This is a genomic window from Brachybacterium sp. AOP25-B2-12 (genome assembly GCF_052378625.1).
Lineage (GTDB): Bacteria > Actinomycetota > Actinomycetes > Actinomycetales > Dermabacteraceae > Brachybacterium.
In genome coordinates this window covers 38,973-55,595 of record NZ_JBQSXW010000019.1, presented here as the reverse complement: position 1 = coordinate 55,595, position 16,623 = coordinate 38,973, and the positions used below count along the sequence as shown (strand labels likewise).

General features: G+C 74.6%; 11 protein-coding genes. 7 read left to right on the top strand and 4 right to left on the bottom strand.

The window, feature by feature from the left end; translation table 11 throughout:
- On the top strand, positions 1-572 hold a 572-nt coding region (locus tag ACT3TZ_RS12850), incomplete at its 5' end, for an LPXTG cell wall anchor domain-containing protein (protein ID WP_444583824.1).
- Between the two features lie 169 nt (positions 573-741).
- Positions 742-3,546 (top strand): ExeM/NucH family extracellular endonuclease, encoded by a 2,805-nt coding sequence (locus ACT3TZ_RS12845; protein ID WP_444583823.1) that lies wholly within the window; start codon positions 742-744, stop codon positions 3,544-3,546.
- 63 nt (positions 3,547-3,609) lie between these two features.
- Here ACT3TZ_RS12845 and ACT3TZ_RS12840 read toward each other — a convergent pair whose 3' ends face one another.
- Positions 3,610-5,595, bottom strand: a complete 1,986-nt coding sequence (locus tag ACT3TZ_RS12840; protein ID WP_444583822.1) for an alpha-amylase family protein — start codon at positions 5,593-5,595, stop codon at positions 3,610-3,612.
- A 153-nt stretch (positions 5,596-5,748) separates the two neighbouring features.
- On the opposite strand from ACT3TZ_RS12840, the gene ACT3TZ_RS12835 reads away from it, so the two are divergent.
- Positions 5,749-6,873 (top strand): type III polyketide synthase, encoded by a 1,125-nt coding sequence (locus ACT3TZ_RS12835; RefSeq protein ID WP_444583821.1) that lies wholly within the window; start codon positions 5,749-5,751, stop codon positions 6,871-6,873.
- A complete protein-coding gene (locus ACT3TZ_RS12830) occupies positions 6,870-7,586 on the top strand; it encodes a methyltransferase domain-containing protein (protein WP_444583820.1) in 717 nt (238 codons plus the stop codon). The genes ACT3TZ_RS12835 and ACT3TZ_RS12830 overlap by 4 nt, the downstream gene beginning before the upstream one ends.
- 93 nt (positions 7,587-7,679) lie before the next feature.
- On the opposite strand, the gene ACT3TZ_RS12825 is transcribed toward ACT3TZ_RS12830, so the two are convergent.
- The 3 genes from ACT3TZ_RS12825 to ACT3TZ_RS12815 all read right to left on the bottom strand — a co-directional run bounded on the left by ACT3TZ_RS12825 (position 7,680) and on the right by ACT3TZ_RS12815 (position 10,423).
- Positions 7,680-8,507, bottom strand: a complete 828-nt coding sequence (locus ACT3TZ_RS12825; RefSeq protein ID WP_444583819.1) for a nitroreductase family protein — start codon at positions 8,505-8,507, stop codon at positions 7,680-7,682.
- A 1-nt stretch (position 8,508) separates the two neighbouring features.
- Positions 8,509-8,844, bottom strand: a complete 336-nt coding sequence (locus ACT3TZ_RS12820; RefSeq protein ID WP_444583818.1) for a hypothetical protein — start codon at positions 8,842-8,844, stop codon at positions 8,509-8,511.
- 76 nt (positions 8,845-8,920) lie between these two features.
- Positions 8,921-10,423 carry a dihydrolipoyl dehydrogenase family protein gene (locus ACT3TZ_RS12815; RefSeq protein ID WP_444583817.1) on the bottom strand — a complete coding sequence of 501 codons (1,503 nt, stop codon included), beginning with the start codon at positions 10,421-10,423 and terminating at the stop codon, positions 8,921-8,923.
- 183 nt (positions 10,424-10,606) lie between these two features.
- On the opposite strand from ACT3TZ_RS12815, the gene ACT3TZ_RS12810 reads away from it, so the two are divergent.
- The 3 genes from ACT3TZ_RS12810 to ACT3TZ_RS12800 all read left to right on the top strand — a co-directional run bounded on the left by ACT3TZ_RS12810 (position 10,607) and on the right by ACT3TZ_RS12800 (position 16,330).
- Entirely contained in the window at positions 10,607-11,767 is a 1,161-nt protein-coding gene (locus ACT3TZ_RS12810) for an exonuclease SbcCD subunit D (protein ID WP_444583816.1), read from the top strand.
- A complete protein-coding gene (locus ACT3TZ_RS12805; RefSeq protein ID WP_444583815.1) occupies positions 11,764-14,868 on the top strand; it encodes an AAA family ATPase in 3,105 nt (1,034 codons plus the stop codon). Before ACT3TZ_RS12810 ends, ACT3TZ_RS12805 begins: the two co-directional genes overlap by 4 nt.
- Positions 14,869-15,796: 928 nt before the next feature.
- Complete coding sequence (locus ACT3TZ_RS12800) at positions 15,797-16,330, top strand: DUF456 domain-containing protein (RefSeq protein ID WP_444583814.1); 534 nt, start codon at positions 15,797-15,799, stop codon at positions 16,328-16,330.
- The last annotated feature ends 293 nt before the right edge of the window (positions 16,331-16,623 follow it).

The window sequence follows — 16,623 nt, the reverse complement described above, 5'->3', positions numbered from 1 at the left end:
CCCCCGACTACTCCCAGCGCGGGATCGGCTTCTCGATCGCCGACCCCGATGCGGCCGGCACCGAGGCGGATCCCTGGAGGATCACGCTGAGCACGCTCGAGTCCCGCAGCCTGGGCGCCCCGCGCGTCGACAGCGTCTCCGTCACCATCGACGGCAGGACCACGACCGCCCCCTACACGCAGGACGCCGAGACCGGCCAGTGGAGCGCCACGCTCGACCTGGCCGTCCCGCAGTGCCTCCCCACCGGGGTGCACGACGTCACGGTGACCGCGACCCCGGACACCGGCACCGCGGTGTCCCGGCAGCTCGAGGTGACCGCCGGCGGCGACTGCACGGCAGCGCCCACCCCGAGTGCGCCCGCCCCGACCACCAGCGCCCCGGCCCCGAGCCCGTCCAGCTCCTCGGCGGCGGTGCCCACCTCGACGGGCACGCCATCCGGCTCGACCGCGGCAGGCGCCCCCGGCCGCCTCCCGAGGACCGGCACCGACGTGGCCCCGTACATCGCCGCGGCCGCCGCCCTGGTCGTGCTCGGCATCGGCGCCCTCGCGATCCGTCGCCGCCTGCGCGGCTGATCCCTGCGGTGCCCGGCCCGGACCTCCGGCCGGGCACCGTCGCCGTCTCCTCGGACGCCCCGCCCGGCACGCCGGTGCGCCGTCCGGCCGGACCCGATCCGCTTCTCGTCCGACCCCGACACCCTGCCCTTCTCCCGGATCCCCGCCGTGCCGAGCACTGGAGCCCCTCATGCCCTCGCCCACTCCCACGTCCCGCCGTCGTCGGACCGCGCTGCTGGCCCTCCTGCCCGTCCCGGCGCTGGCCCTGGTGCCGATGCTCGCCGCCCCGGCGCTCGCGGCGACCGTCACCCCCGGTGACGTCGTGATCCAGGAGGTCTACGGAGGTGGCGGCAACTCCGGCGCCACGTACACCCACGACTTCGTCGAGCTGCACAACTCCAGCGGCGCCGCGGTGAGCATCGAGGGCTGGACGCTGCAGTACTCCTCGGCCACCGGCACCTTCGACGCGCGCAACGTCCTGAAGCTCACGGGGTCGATCCCGGCAGGCGCGACCTCCCTGATCCAGCTCGGCAAGGGCGCCGGAGGCACCACCGCCCTGCCGTCGCCCGACGCGGAGGGCACGATCGCCGTCTCGGTGACCAGCGGCGTCTTCGCCCTCTCCGACGCGAGCGGCACCCTGGCCTGCACCGGCGCCGCCTGCGGCAGCGACCCCGCGGTCCTGGACCTGGTGGGCTGGGGCACGGCCACGACGTTCTCGGGCACGGCCCCCGCCCCCGCGACCAGCAACACCACCTCGATCGCACGCAGGGCGGCGACCGGGGAGAACTCGACGGACTTCGTCGCCGGAGCCCCGACCCCGGAGTCGACGACGGGCGGCGCCACCGGGCCGACGGATCCGACCGATCCTCCGGATCCCACCGACCCGCCCGGGACCGTCGTGCCGATCGCCGAGATCCAGGGCACCGGCGCCTCCTCGCCGCTCGCGGGCCGGACCGTCACCACCGAGGGCGTCGTCACCGCCGTCTACGCGACCGGTGGGCTGAGCGGCTACGTGATCCAGACCGGCGGCACCGGAGGACCGATCGACCCCGCCGCCAAGGCGGCCTCGACCGGCCTGTTCGTGTACTCGCCCGACACCGTGGCCGCCGCCCGGATCGGGGACTCCGTGCGTGTGACCGGCGCGGTCTCGGAGTACAACGGCTCGACCCAGATCACCGTACGCTCCGGCGGGCTGTCCGCGGCCGACACGCCCGCCCCCGCGGTGCGCCCGGTCACCCTCGACCGCTTCCCGACCGACGCGGCCGAGCGCGAGGGCCTGGAGAGCATGCTCTACCAGCCCGCGCCCGGTGACTTCACCGTCACCGACGTCTACGAGACCCACCGGTTCGGCGAGGTCGTGCTCGCCATCGGCGACGCGCCGCACCGTCAGGCCGGCGACACCCACCGCCCCGGCCCGGAGGCCACGGCGATCCAGCAGGCGCAGGCCGCGCAGACGGTGCTGCTCGACGACGGCAGGACCACCAACTTCGGCCAGAACCCGACCCAGCCCATGAGCTACCTCAGCACCGAGGAGCCCGTGCGCGTCGGATCCCACCCCACGTTCACCCGTCCCGTCGTCGTCGCCTTCTCCTTCGACCGGTGGCGCCTGAACCCCACCGGCCCGTGGACCTCGCCCGGGACCGACGGCATCGACTTCGAGGACACCCGCACCGATGCCCCCGCCGAGGTGGGCGGCGACCTGCAGGTGGGCACCTTCAACGTGCTCAACTACTTCACCACCCTCGGGGACTCCGTGCCCGGTTGCGTGCCCTACACCGACATGGACGGCACGGGCACCTCGGTGCGCGAGGGCTGCGCACCGCGCGGCGCCTGGGACGCGGCGGGCCTGGCCCGTCAGCAGCAGAAGATCGTCTCGGCGATCTCCGCGACCGGCGGCGACGTCGTGGGCCTGATGGAGATCGAGAACTCCGCGCGCCTCGGCGAGGAGCCCGACGAGGCGACCGCGACCCTGGTCGCCGCGCTCAACGCGCGGGACGGCGCAGGGACCTGGGCATACGTGCCCACGGCCGGCGCCTACGCGGCCCACGGCAGCGACGGCGGCCAGGACGTCATCACCAACGCGATCATCTACAAGCCCGCGCTCGCCCGCCCCGTCGGCGACGCGCAGGTCCTCGTCGGCGATCCGGCGTTCTCCAACGCCCGCGAGCCGCTGGGCCAGGTGTTCGTCCCCGTCGCCCCGGACGGCCGCGAGGGCACGCCGTTCCTCTTCGTCGTCAATCACCTCAAGTCCAAGGGCTCCAAGGACGCCGCGGACGCGAACCTCCCGGCGGATCCGGTCCAGGGCAACTCCCGCACCTCGCGTCTCCTGCAGGCGTGGGCGCTGGACACGTGGGTGGCCGACACCCAGGCCCGTCTGGGCGTGCAGGACGTGCTGCTGGGCGGCGACTTCAACGCCTACACCCAGGAGGAGCCCCTCCACGTGTTCTACGACAAGGGCTACGTCGACGTCGCGAGCACCCACGACCCCGAGGGCTGGTCCTACAGCTTCGACGGCGCCGTGGGATCCCTGGACCACGTGCTGGCCAACAGGTCGGCCGCCGCCCGGATCACGGGCGCCGACGACTGGGGCATCAACGGGCCCGAGTCGCCGCTGGCCCTGTACAGCCGCCAGCGCACCAACGTCGTCGAGCTCAACGAGGAGGGGCCGTTCGCCTCCTCGGACCACAACCCGCTGGTGCTGGGCCTGGCGGGCGGCTTCACGGACGCCCCCGGGGATTCCACCCCGACGCCCACCGATGCCCCCACGCCGAGCGACGCCCCGACGTCCACCGGCGGGGCCGCACCGAGCGGGACGTCGACGGGGTCGACCACGCCGGGGTCTGCCTCGTCGATGCCCGGGTCCACGGCGGCGGGCGCCCCGTCCGGCCGGCTCCCGCGCACAGGTGCGGAGCTCGCGCCGATCGCGCTGACCGCCCTCGGGCTGCTGGTGCTCGGCGGCGCCGCGTTCGCGCTGAGGTACCGCCTGCGCCGCTGATCGACGGCGGCGCGCGGCTCCCCTGAGTGCCCGAGCCCGGTGGCCCGCGTCGCGACGTGTCCGTCAGGACTCGACGAACCAGAGCACCTGGTACGGCGCGATGCTCACGCGCGGAACCGCGAGGTCCCAGCCGTGCCCGGACAGGAGCTCCCGCGGCGCCGTGCCCACGGCATCGCGCAGCGCGGTCGGATCGAGGTCGACGGGGTCCTCGGACACGTTGAGCACCTGCAGCATGACGCCCTCGGGGTGGTCGCGGTGCAGGAGCAGCAGGCGCCGGTCGGCACCGCCCAGGACCTGGGACTCGACGGAGGCGTGGAGCTGCGGCGTCGATGCCCGGACCGCGACGAGATGGCGCAGTCCCGCCAGCACCCGGCCCGCCGGCGTCCGGGGCCCGCCCTCGGCCCGCACGTCCTCCTCCGCGGCGGCGACGGCCTCCCACGGCATGACCGGGCGATGCGCCCAGCGGTTGTCGGCGGCATGGTCGGGCTCCCGGGCGAAGCCCGTGTCGTTGAGCAGGGCGATCTCGTCGCCCATGTACAGCAGCGGCAGCCCGCCGAATCCCAGCATCGCGGCATGCAGCAGGAGGATCCGATCCACGGATCGGCCGATCTCGACCTCCGTGCTCGCGTCCGTGCCGGGCGACGGGTGCACGGCACCGTCGACCTGTGATCCTGCGGGCCCGAGGGCGCGGGAGAGCCCGGCCAGGGAGGCCAGCGACCCGCTGATCCGTCGGTCCCCGGTGGCGGGGTTGTGCTGGAAGACGAGTCCCTCGGCGAAGGATCCCGGGACGTCACCCGCGTAGAAGGACGACAGGAACGCGCGGTGCGCGAAGGGGTCCAGTCCCGCGTCGCGGGCGTCCTGGTCGTCGACCGCCCAGCCGATGTCGTCGTGGCAGCGCACGTAGGTGGCCCAGGTGGTGCTCGCGGGCTTGCGGGCGAAGCGCCCGAGGGCGACCGCGAGCAGCCCCGTGTCCCGGGAGGCCAGGGCCGACCACAGCTGGACCATGACCGTGTTGTGGTACGCCATGTCGGAGACCTTCCCGGCGTGCTCGCCGGTGCCCAGGTAGCCGATGAGGTCCTGCGGGCCCACGATGGCCTCGGCCTTGAAGGCCAGGGCGGGGGCGGCGATCCGGGCCACGGCGCGCAGCACCTGCGTGAGCTGGTGGACCTCCTCCTGGTTCTGGCAGTCGGTCCCCTCCCGCTTCCAGGTGAAGGCGATCGCGTCCAGGCGCAGCACGTCGACGCCCCGGTTGGCGAGGTGGCAGATGATCTCGGCGAACTCGACGAGGACGTCGGGGTTGGACCAGTCCAGGTCCCACTGGAAGGTGTTGAAGGTGGTCCACACCCACCGCCCCATGGCCTCGTCCCAGGTGAAGTTCCCCGGGGCGAAATCGGGGAAGACCTCGGGGAGGGTGCGCTCCCAGCGGTCGGGCATCTCGCGATCGGGGTAGGTGAGGAAGTAGTCGCGGTACCGCTCCTCGCCCGCGCGGGCGCGTTGCGCCCATTCGTGCTCGGCGGCCACATGGTTGAGCACCAGGTCCAGCTCGAGGCTCATGCCGCGGGCGTGCAGCGCGGTGGCCAGGGCGGCGAGGTCCTCCATGGTGCCGAGGTCGGCGCGCACCGCGCGGAAGTCCCGCACCGCGTAGCCGCCGTCGCTGTCCCCGGGGCGGGGGTCCAGCAGCGGCAGCAGGTGCAGGTGGGTGACGCCCAGGGCATCGAGATGGTCCAGCCGTCCGCGCACGCCGTCGAGGGTCCCGGCGAAGCGGTCGACGTAGGCGACGTAGGCGAGCATGCGCGGATCCTGCAGCCAGTCCGGGGACAGCAGGCTGGCCTCGTCCCGGATGCGGAGCGCCTCGGGCCGCGCGGACATGGCCGCGGCGGCGACGGCCAGCAGGCGTTCGAAGGTCGCCTCGGCGCGATCGCCGTAGCAGGTCCGCAGGCCCCGGCGCAGCTCGTCGCCGTAGCGGGCCAGGCGCAGGTCGAAGGTGCGGGCCAGCTGGGGATCGACCACGGAGGCCGCGGCGTCGGGTCCCGTCGTCGAGGTGCTCATGGGACGCATCGTATGCGGGCCGGGGCTAGCATCGAGGTGGGACGGGGCGCACAGGTCGTGCGGCACGTCGCCGGGCTGGGTGGTCACCATGGGTACGAGGTCCGAGAGGGCGCGGACGGCGTGCGCACGCCGTCGGAGCACGGGGGCCTGCGCATGACGCGGCCCCTGATCCACGGAACGGGCGAGGCGCTGCCACCCACCCGCATCGCGCAGCCGCAGATCGCCGAGCTGTTCGCCGAGCAGCCGGGCATGTCGCGCCTCGGGGCGCGCCTGACACGTGCGGTCTTCGCGAATGCCGGCGTGGACAGCCGCCGCACCGTCCTTCCCGAGCTCTCGGCCGATGCGCCCCCGTGGGGCGCGGGGGACTATCGGGACGCCGTGACCGGTGCGCTGCAGAGCCCGACCACGGGAGTCCGCAACCGCGTCTACGCCCAGGAGGCACCGGGCCTGTTCGCCGCCGCCGCGCGCGCCGCGCTGACCGATGCCCCGCACCTGGACGCCGGTCTGATCACCCACGTGGTCACGGTGTCCTGCACCGGGTTCTTCGCGCCCGGACCCGACGTGCGGCTCGTCGCGGACCTGGGGCTGCGTGCCGATGTCGCGCGCGTCCACCTGGGCTTCATGGGCTGCAACGCGGCCTTCGGCGCCCTGCGGACGGCCGCAGGGTTCTGCGCCGCGGACCCGGACGCCGTCGTGCTCGTCGTGTGCGTCGAGCTGTGCACCCTGCACCTGCACGTGCGCAATGACCCCGACACGATCCTGGGCAACGCCCTGTTCGCCGACGGAGCCGCCGCGGTGCTCCTGAGCGCCCGCCCCGCTCCGGAGGGCGTCGCCCTGCCCGAGCTGCTCGATCAGGAGACCGCGCTGGCACCGGCGGGGGAGGGCGAGCTGGCCTGGGCGATCGGCGACGAGGGCTTCGAGATGGTGCTCGGCGCGGCCGTCCCGAGGATCATCGACGAGCACGTCACCGCGGCGCTGGACCCGTTGCTGGCCCGCGCCGGCCGCTCGGTCGGGCAGGTCGACCACTGGGCGGTCCACCCGGGCGGGCGCGAGATCCTCGACCGCGTCGCCGCGCGGCTGGCGCTGTCGGAGGATGCCATGGCCGCGTCCCGTCGGGTGCTCGCCGAGCAGGGCAACGTCAGCAGCGTGACGATCCTGCTGGTGCTCCGCCGGCTGCTGGCCGCGGGCGCGACGGGCCTGGTCGGGGCGATGGCCTTCGGCCCGGGGCTCAGCATCGAGAGCGCGCTCCTGCATGTCCCCGAGGGCGACGGACGATGAGGCGGGCCGTCGGCGAGGTCGAGCTCATGGACGATCCGGCCTGCGACCCGGTCGCGCTGGACCGCACCTACGCCCAGTTCTCCCTGGTCAACCGGTCCCTCTCGGGATGGCGTGGCCTCTATCGTCGGCTGCTGCGACCCTCGCTGCGCGAGGCGGAGGCCGCCCGCGGGCAGGCCACGCTGCTGGACCTGGGCAGCGGGGGAGGGGACGTGACGCGAGCCCTCGCGCAGTGGGCCCGCGCCGATGGGCTCCGGGTGCGCGTCACCGGGGCGGACCCCGACCCGCGGGCCGGTGCCTTCGCGCGCAGGGGTGACGGTGCGGGCACGGGGGTGGACCCTCGGTGGGTCTCCGCGCTGTCCTCCGAGCTGGTCGCCGCCGGGGACCGCTACGACGTCGTCGTCTCCAACCACGTGCTGCACCACCTGGACGACGCCGCGCTCACGGCGCTGCTCGCGGACTCCGTCGTGCTCGCCCGGTCGTTCGCCGTCCATGGGGACCTGCGGCGTTCCCGACTGGCCTGGGCCACCTGGTGGGTCCTGACCCTGCCGCTGGTCGGACGCCGGACGTTCCTGCGCTGCGACGGACTGCTGTCGATCCGGCGTGCGCGGACCCCGGCGGAGCTGCGCGCTCTGCTGCCGGGACGGTCGGGTGCCGGCGCGTGGGCGGTCCGGCACCACGGGGTGTCCCGCACGCTCGTGGTGCACGAGCGGTAGCGAGGTCCCCGCCCGGGTCAGCGGGCGGCGTCGCGGCGGATGCCGGATCCGGTGCTGATCCCGCCACCGCTGCTCGCTCCCTCCCTGCTCCTGCTACCCCTCTTCGGCGCCGCCATGCCCCGGGCGGCCGTCGTCGTCCCAGCCCGTCTGCGGGGTCGCGCAGGTCTCCCGGAACACGAACTGCGAGGGGCGCTTGCGCTCGCTGCTGGACCAGTCGATCGCGGGGCGCCGCGTCTGGCGAGGGACGTACCCCAGCCGGTACACGGCCATCAGCTCGAGATCCTCGGGCACGTCGAGCATGTCGACGATCCGCTTCCACTGCTCGGGAGCCTCCATCGGGAAGGAGACGAACTGGATGCCCATGCCCAGCGCGACCGTGGTCAGCCACAGGTTCTCCATCGCGGCACCCATCGAGAACACCGAGTAGAAGCCCGACAGCTCCCCGGGCCGGTATTCACCGCGCTCGAGCATCACGCCGATCAGCAGCGGAGACCCGGCCACGAGCTTGCGGTTCTCCGCTCCGAGGGTCTGAGGGACCCGCAGGCGGTTCATGAGCTTCTGCCCCGACGGCGTGAAGGCGCGCTGGGTGAAGGGACGCAGGAGCGCGGGCATGCGGTCGAAGAGCATGCCGCTGCGCTGGGCGTCCATCTCCTCACGGCTGAAGCGGAACCACCGCCGGTAGCGGTGGAAGAACGTGCCCTCACCCATCACGCGGGTCATGCTGGCGCCGCTGATCTCGGCGATCGTGCCGATGGTGTCGCGGTCCTCGATGAGCACGAACCGCCAGGGCTGGCTGTTGAACTGCGACGGCGCGGCCGCGGCGGCGCGGATCAGCAGCTGCTGGTGCTCGGGGCGGACCGGGTCCGGCAGGAACGGGCCGTTGGTGGTGCGGCGGGAGAAGACGGCGTCGAGGAGGTCCATATCAGCTCCGGATGCGGGTCAGGGCCGCCGCGGCGGCATAGGCGGGGGCCGCGAGGACTGCGTCACGGGCGTGCCGGCGAAGCGGCCGGGACCCGTGCGCCTGCAGCAGGAACAGGGGGACCGTCGCCAGCGCGAGGGGGAGGGCCGCCGGGTGACGACGCACCACGCAGACGGCGGTCGCCCCGACGGTCAGGGCCGAGGTGGCGACGTACATCCCATGGTGCACCCAGCGCACGCGCGAGGTGTCCACGAGCCGCAGGGCCACCGAGATCCCCAGCGCGCAGTTGGCCAGGTAGGCGCCGGTGGCCGCGGCGACCGCGGGGCGGACGGGCTGCATGGGGGACCTCCCGGTAGTCACCGCCCGGAAGGGCGGCGACCTCGTCATCGTGCCACGCGGTGCCCGCGGGCGGGGCTCAGGCCGGTCGGCGCAGCTCCCGGGGCAGCTCCTCGAGCAGACGCAGCCACAGCTCCGAGGACGTCGGATAGCTGGCGACGGCGTGACGCAGCACGTCCACCGGCACGCGGCCCACGATCGCCACGGTTGCGGCATGCACCACCTCGGCCATCTCCGGTCCCACGAAGGTCGCCCCGAGCAGGTGGTGGGTGGCGCGGTCCACGACCAGCTGGGCGGTGCCCGCGGCGTCGTCCCGCAGCAGGGAGACCCCCGCCGCCCCGGGCAGCTCGATCCGCGCGGTGACGACGTCGTGCCCGGCCGCGCGGGCCCGCGCCTCGGTCAGGCCCACGCTCGCGACCTGCGGGTCGGTGAACACGACCTGCGGGACGGGGACGTCCTCGGGGACGGGCTCGGGCTCCTCGCCGAGGGCGGCGGCGCGGATCCGATCACCCAGCACCCGCGCCCGGTACTTGCCCCAGTGCGTCAGCGGCGCCTCGCCGCTCGCGTCGCCGACGGCCGACAGCCACGACGGGAGCCGGCCCTCGGTGACGTCCTGCGGCGTCCGTCCCACGCTGTCGAGGCCCACGTCGTCCAGGCGGGGCCGGCGGCCGGTGGCCACGAGCACCTCGTCGGCCTCGAGGGTGCGGGTGCCCCCGCCGTCGCGGTCCCGCACCGTCAGGTGCACGGTCCCGCCGTGGACCCGGCCGGTCCCGGTGTCCCGCGCCCCGTCCCGGGTGGCCTCGGTGACCTCGACCCCGGTCTCGACCTGCACCCCGGCCGCCTGCAGGGCGGACGCCACGGCCGTGCCCGCGAAGGGCTCGTCCGAGGACAGCAGACCCGCGCCGCGCACGAGAAGGGTGACCTGGGAGCCGAGCGCTGTCATCCAGGTGGCGGCCTCGCTCGCGACGACCCCGCCGCCGATGATCACGAGCCGTCCGGGGATCTCCCGGACGCCGGTCGCATCCCGGGAGCCCCACGGGAGGATCGCGGCCAGGGCGTCGGGGACCACGGGCACGCTGCCCGTGGCCAGGACCACCGCGTGGCGGGCGCGGACGCGACGCGTCGCGGGAGCGGCATCGGGGCCGTCGTGCGTCGTGATCTCGACGAGGCGCTCGCCGACCAGGCGTCCATGTCCCCGCAGGACCTGCAGGCCCGCGCCGTCGGCCCACTGCACCTGCGAGGCGTCGTCGTAGTGCGAGACCCAGACGTCGCGCCGTGCCAGCAGGGCCTCGGGCTCGACGACGGGGGTGCTCACGCCGTCGAGGTGGGCGGCGCTCGCCGCGACGTCGAGGGGTCGCAGCAGCGCCTTGGACGGCATGCACGCCCAGTAGGAGCACTCGCCGCCGACGAGCTCTCCCTCGACCAGGGCCGCGGTGAGCTCGGTGCCCTCGACGGCGTACTGCGCGACGTTCTCGCCGACCGGCCCGGCACCGAGCACGAGGACGTCGACGGAGAGCTCGTCGGGCGTCTCCGCGGTGGAGCGAGCGGCGGATGCGGGTGAGCTGTCGGGCGAGTGGGTCATCGGGGCCTCCGAGGTCTCGGCATCGAGGAGAGGGTCGAGGTCGACCTCTCTGCCTCGAACCTAGACCCCGGGGCCGACGAAGGGGGCGCCCCGACCGCGGGGTCGGGTCCTCGGGCACCGGGTGGGCTCGCGGTCACCCGGTGGTGCCGTCGTTCGTCGGACGATGCCCCTACTGTGACGGGCATGAGGATCCTGCACACGTCGGACTGGCACCTGGGACGCACCCTGCACGGGGTGGATCTCCAGGGTGACCAGGAGCGCTTCCACGACTGGCTGGTCGAGCTCGTCGCGGAGCGGGAGGTCGACGCCGTCGTCGTCCCGGGCGACGTCTACGACCGCGCGGTGCCCCCGGTCGAGGCGGTGCGGCTGCTGGGACGGACGCTCGCGCGCCTCGCGGAGGTCACGACCGTGATCCTCACCCCCGGCAACCACGACTCCGCGACCCGGCTGGGCTTCGGGGCACCGCTCCTGCGGGCCGGCGTCCACATCCTCGCCGACACCCCCGGGATCGACCATCCCGTGATCCTCGAGGACCGGCACGGCGAGGTGCTGTTCTTCGGCCTGCCCTATCTCGAGCCGGACCTCGCCCGGCACGCGCTCGCGCCCGCGGGCGGGCAGCCTCTGGGCCGCTCCCACGAGGCCGTCACGGTGGCGGCCCTGGACCGCGTGCGCCGCCGCGCCGCGGACCACCCCGGCGCCCGCACCGTCGTGCTCGCCCACACCTTCGTCACCGGCGGGACCCCCAGCGATTCCGAACGCGACCTGCGGGTCGGCGGGGTGGACTCGGTGCCCGCCGCGGTCCTCGGCGGCTTCGACTACCTCGCGCTCGGGCATCTCCACGGCTGCCAGGACCTCAGCCGCTCCGTCGGCGGCCCCGCGCACTACTCGGGCTCGCCGCTGGCGTTCTCGTTCTCGGAGAAGGACCACGGCAAGTCCGTGCTCCTGATCGACCTCGAGGAGCCCGGCGTCGCCACGGTCGAGAGGATCCGCACCCCCGTCCCCCGCGCGCTCACCGAGCTGCACGGGACGCTCGAGGAGATCCTGTCCCACGCCCCCGAGCACGGGGAGGACCACCTCAAGGCCGTCGTCACCGACCGGGCCCGCCCCCCGCACCTCCAGGAGACGCTGCGCGCCGCCTACCCCCACCTGCTGCTGACCGAGTACCGGCCCGAGGGCCGCGAGGCCGCCGCGGCCGCCCCCGCCGTCGCCCGGGGAGCGGACCCCGTGGAGGTGATGGACGAGTTCCTCGCCCACGTCACCGGCGGCGCCCCCACGCCGTCCGAGCATGCCGTCCTCGAGGACGCCTACCGCCAGGTGCGCGCCGCCGGGCAGGAGGCGTCATGAAGCTGCACCACCTGCGTCTGCGAGGCATCGGACCGTTCCGCGACGAGGTGGACCTCGATCTCGCGGCGATCGGCGCCGGCGGGGTGTTCCTCCTCGAGGGCCCCACGGGCTCGGGCAAGTCCACGATCCTCGACGCGATCGTCTACGCGCTGTACGGGCACGTCGCAGGCAGCGGCGCGAGCCCCGACCGGATCCGCTCGCAGTTCTCCGACCCCGCCGAGCCCAGCGTCGTGGACCTCGTGTTCGAGACCGGCTCCGGCATCTACCGCGTGCGCCGCGAGCCCGAGCGCCTGCGGCCCAAGCTGCGCGGCTCCGGGACCACGAAGGAGCAGGCGTCCGCGATCCTGTGGCGCCTCACCTCCCCGGACCTCATCGCCCCGGTGCTCGCCGGCGAGGGCGGCCTGGGAGAGGAGGTCGTGCCGATCGCGACCCGCCTCGACGAGGTGGGGCGCGAGATCGCCCGGGCCGTGGGGCTGACCCGCGAGCAGTTCACCCAGACGGTGCTCCTGCCGCAGGGCGAGTTCGCGCGGTTCCTCCGGGCCCGCACCGAGGACCGCCAGGCGGTGCTCACCCGGGTCTTCGGCACGGAGGTCTTCGAGGAGATCGAGAAGCGCCTGGAGGTCATGCGCCGTGCCGCCAAGGCCGAGGTCACCGAGGCGCGCCGCGCGCTCACCGGCGAGGTCGCGCGCTTCGCCGAGGCCGCCGGCACCGAGGACGAGGCCCGCGCCGCGCTCACGGCCCGGGCGGACGCCTTCGAGCTCGACGACCTGGCCGCCGATGCGGACGAGATCGGCGCCGCCATCGCGGACGCCGCCCAGCAGGCCGTCGCTCGGCGCGACGCCGCGGTCACCGCCGAGGGCGCGGCGCGGTCCGTGCTCGAAGCGGCTCGCGAGACCCGTCGCAGGGTCCGCCGCCGGGAGGAGCTCGACGCCCTCGCGGCACGCCTGGCCCAGGGGCGGGACGCGCATCGCGAGGACCAGCATGCGCTCCGCCTCGACGAGGCGGCACGGCCCGTGCTCGCGGCCGTCGGCCGTCGCGACACCGCCGCCCTCGCCGCGGACGGTGCCGACCGCGCGCGGGACGAGCTCATCGCCGCGGCCCGCGCTGACGTGCCGGACCTCGCCGCGCGGACGGAGGAGGCGGAGCCCGCCCCGGCTCTGGCCTCGGCTCAGGAGCACGAGACCGCGAGAGCCGGCGAGCTGGCCGGTCTCGCGGAGACCGAGAGCGGCCTCGCCGGGCGCGCCGAGCAGCTCGCAGCTCGCCGGGACGCCCTCACGACGCTCGAGGAGAGCATCACCTCCACGCAGGTCGAGCTCGAGGCGCGCCCCGCCGCGCGCCAGGCGCTCGTCCAGGAGCGGGACGAGGCCCGCACACGTGGCGAAGCCCTGAGCGGCGCCCAGGTCACCGCCCACGAGGCCCAGGGGCGCCTCACCGCCGCCCGTGCCGCCGTGGCCCGGTCCGTCGAGCTCGAGGCCGCCCGCGAGGCGGCCCGCGTCGCCCTGGTCCAGGCGCAGCAGGCCGCGGACGCCGAGCACACCCTGCGCAGTCGACGCACCGCGCACCTCGCCGCCGAGCTCGCCCTGTCCCTCGAACCCGCACAGCCGTGCCCCGTCTGCGGCGCGACAGAGCACCCGAGCCCCGCGAGCTCCGAGGAGGAGCTGGTCGACGACGAACAGCTCGACGCTGCCGAGAAGCACCGCGTCGCGGCCGAGGCGACCGCCGCGTCCCTCGGCAGCGCCGTCGAGGTCGCCGGAACCCGCCTGGACGCCGCCGTCGACGCCTCCGCGGGCCTGGACGTGCCCACGGCCGTCGCCGCCGAGAAGACCGCGCAGGCCGCCGTCGCCGAGGCCCGCACCCAGCTCGCGACCGCCGCCAGGGCCGAGACGCGCATCGCCGAGCACGATGAGCAGACCGCCGCCCTGCGACGACGCGTCGCGGAGTCGGCGGAGAAGGCCGGTGCGCTCCGCGCCACCCTCGAGGCGACCGCCGAGTCCCTGGACACCGACCGCCGTGCTGTCGCCGAAGCCCGCGGTGAGCACGCATCCGTCTCCCGGCGGCGCGCCGTGCACCGCGACCGCGCCCGGTGGGCCGGCCGGCTCCGCGAGGCCGTCCTGGAGGCAGCCCGGGGGCGCGAGCGGGTGCGCGAGCTGGGCGAGGAGGTCACCGTGGCGCGCGAGGAGGCCGCGGCCCGGCTGCGGGAGGACGGGGAGGCGCCTGCCCTGCCGGCCCGTGCCGAGGACGCCGCCGCATTCGCCCTGACCTCTCAGGATCGGGAACGGCGCGGCGCGCGGGTCGCCGCCCGCACCCTCGACGAGGCCCGTCTGGCCGACGGTCTCGCGGAGCCCGGCATCCGGGACGCCACGGCCGACGAGGACTCCGTGCGCCGAGCCGAGGAGGCGCTCACCGCCGCCGGGGCCGCCGTCGAGACCACGTCACGCACCGCGGGCACGGCGCGCGAGGAGGCAGGCCAGGCGCTCGCGGCCGCGCGCCGCACGACGGAGGCCCGCGCGACCCTGGACCGGGCGCTCGCCGCGATGGTCGCCGTGCGCGAGAACGCGGGCGCCGTGGTGCGGGTCGCGGACCTCGCGACCGGCGGCTCCGCCGACGGCGACCGGATCCGCCTGTCCACGTTCGTGCTCATGCGGCGCTTCGAGGACGTGATCGTCGCCGCGAACGCCCGCCTCCGCCAGCTCTCGGGAGCAGACCTCGAGCTGCTGCGCGACACCGGCGCCCGCGGTGCCCGCCGCACCGGCCTGGACCTCCTGGTGGTCGACCGCCGCACCGATCAGTCACGGGTCCCGGAGACGCTCTCGGGCGGGGAGACCTTCTTCGTGTCCCTTGCGCTGGCGCTGGGCCTGGCCGACATCGTCTCCGCCGAGGCGGGAGGAGTCCAGATCCAGACGCTGTTCATCGACGAGGGGTTCGGGTCCCTGGACCCCGAGAGGCTCGACGCCGTCATCGAGGAGATCGGCCACCTCGCCGACTCCGGGCGCACCGTCGGGATCGTCTCGCACGTCGGGGAGCTCAAGACCCGCATCCCCGAGCAGATCCACGTGCGCCGCCGCCCGGACCGCACCTCGGAGGTGACCGTCACGGCCTGAGCGGGCCGCACGGACGCGCGCGTCGCCCCCGTGTCAGAGTCGCTGGCAGGTGATGGTGGGCGCCGAGAGGCCGATGTCGTCGGCATTCTGGTTGCAGAATCCCGCGTACGACGCGGGGTCGCGCCGAACGTCCAGCGCAGCTCGAACGAGAGGTTCTCCGAGACCACGGGCGCATAGGAGAAGGAGACCGGCTCCTGCTTGTTCGTGCTGCCCGCCGGTGCCGAGACCTGCGGGGCGGTGGCCACGGCGGACCCGGCCCGCAGGATCCCAGTGTCCAGGTACGCGGCACGCACATTGGTCCCGTACGTCACGGCCGTGAAGTCGAAGGTGTACCGGTAACCGCTCGTGAGGCAGAGAGGCCGGGTGTAGGTGACGTACTGCGGCGAGGTGGCCTGGGTGGGGTTCGCCTCGACGACGATCGCGTCGGCAAGGGTTCCGCCTCCGGTGCCTCCGGACGCGCCTGTGCACGCGTTGTTCCCGGTGGACGGCCGGTACGACCTGGGTGGCTGCATGGGCGGAGCCGTGTCGAAGCTGCCGTTGATCTCCCAGACCCATGCGTTCGTGTTCACACCACCGCCCCACGCCAGGCTCGGGCACGCCGAGGCACAGGACGCGCTGACCGCCAGAGCCGGTGCCGCCGTCGCGAGGACCGCGGTGGGCGCGGCCCAGGCCGTCCCCGCGGCGATCATCGTGCGGCGGCGGATGGGGCGGGGCGCGTCCATGGTGGATCCTCAGGTCCGATAACAGTGCTTCGTCGGCCGTAGCGACCCCGCTGCGGTCCGCGCGAGCGACCTGCGAGGTTCGGGGGATTCGTCCCGGGCGCCGCAGGCATCTCTGTGGCAGGAGTCTCGGACGCCGGCGGATCGCGCTCCATGACAGTGGGCCCGGACGGAGGCACCACCGCCGTCCTCGTACGATGGCCCGGACCGTGTCCCGTCACCCCGGAGGCCCCGTGGACCCCCTCACCCTCGACATCATCGCGACCATCGTCGCGGGGATCCTGTTCCTCGTCGGCCTGACCGGGATCGTCCTGCCGATCCTGCCGGGTTCCATCACGATCCTGGTGACCATGCTCGTGTGGGCGATCATCGTCGGGGGCTGGCCCGCCTGGGTGGGCTTCGCCCTGGTCGCCGTGTTCTCGATCGCCGGCATGACCTGCAGCTACGTCCTGACCGGACGCAAGCTCAAGAAGGCCGAGGTCCCCAACTGGCCGATCCTCGTCGGACTCGTCGCGGGTGTGGTGGGCATCTTCGTCATCCCGTTCCTGGGCCTGTTCATCGGGTTCGTGCTCGGCCTCTACGGCTCGGAGTGGTACCGGCGCAAGGACCCGAAGCTCGCCTGGGAGTCCTCGTGGCTGGCCATCAAGACGCTCGGCATCGGGATCGTCGTCGAGCTCGGCCTGGGCTTCTGCTCGACGCTGACGCTGGCCGCCGCGGCCACCATCCACTTCGCGACGGCCTGACCGCGGACCTCCCGCACGGGGAGTCCTCCACGGGGAGTTCTCCCCATCGACCACCGCGGGGGCGCTCCCTAGAGTTGACCTCAGATCGACGGAACCCCGGGGGACCCCACCGGGTGGGGTTGCGAAGATCGCCGCGGCAGCGGGCTCGGGGGAGCTCGCACCCGTGGCGGTGGGTCGGGGGGCCCGCCGCCACGGTCGGCCGCACCGCAGGCGGCGGGCTCGGGGGAGCCCGCCCCGGGACGTCGGGTCGGGGGACCCGGCGTCGCGGACGCCCCCCGGGCCCTCTCGCAGGA

Bases quoted from the DNA above. Each gene is read 5' to 3' on its own strand.
- ACT3TZ_RS12845 (WP_444583823.1), top strand. From the start codon at position 742: ATGCCCTCGCCCACTCCCACGTCCCGCCGTCGTCGGACCGCGCTGCTG.
- ACT3TZ_RS12840 (WP_444583822.1), bottom strand. From the start codon at position 5,595: ATGAGCACCTCGACGACGGGACCCGACGCCGCGGCCTCCGTGGTCGAT.
- ACT3TZ_RS12835 (WP_444583821.1), top strand. From the start codon at position 5,749: ATGACGCGGCCCCTGATCCACGGAACGGGCGAGGCGCTGCCACCCACC.
- ACT3TZ_RS12830 (WP_444583820.1), top strand. From the start codon at position 6,870: ATGAGGCGGGCCGTCGGCGAGGTCGAGCTCATGGACGATCCGGCCTGC.
- ACT3TZ_RS12825 (WP_444583819.1), bottom strand. From the start codon at position 8,507: ATGGACCTCCTCGACGCCGTCTTCTCCCGCCGCACCACCAACGGCCCG.
- ACT3TZ_RS12820 (WP_444583818.1), bottom strand. From the start codon at position 8,844: ATGCAGCCCGTCCGCCCCGCGGTCGCCGCGGCCACCGGCGCCTACCTG.
- ACT3TZ_RS12815 (WP_444583817.1), bottom strand. From the start codon at position 10,423: ATGACCCACTCGCCCGACAGCTCACCCGCATCCGCCGCTCGCTCCACC.
- ACT3TZ_RS12810 (WP_444583816.1), top strand. From the start codon at position 10,607: ATGAGGATCCTGCACACGTCGGACTGGCACCTGGGACGCACCCTGCAC.
- ACT3TZ_RS12805 (WP_444583815.1), top strand. From the start codon at position 11,764: ATGAAGCTGCACCACCTGCGTCTGCGAGGCATCGGACCGTTCCGCGAC.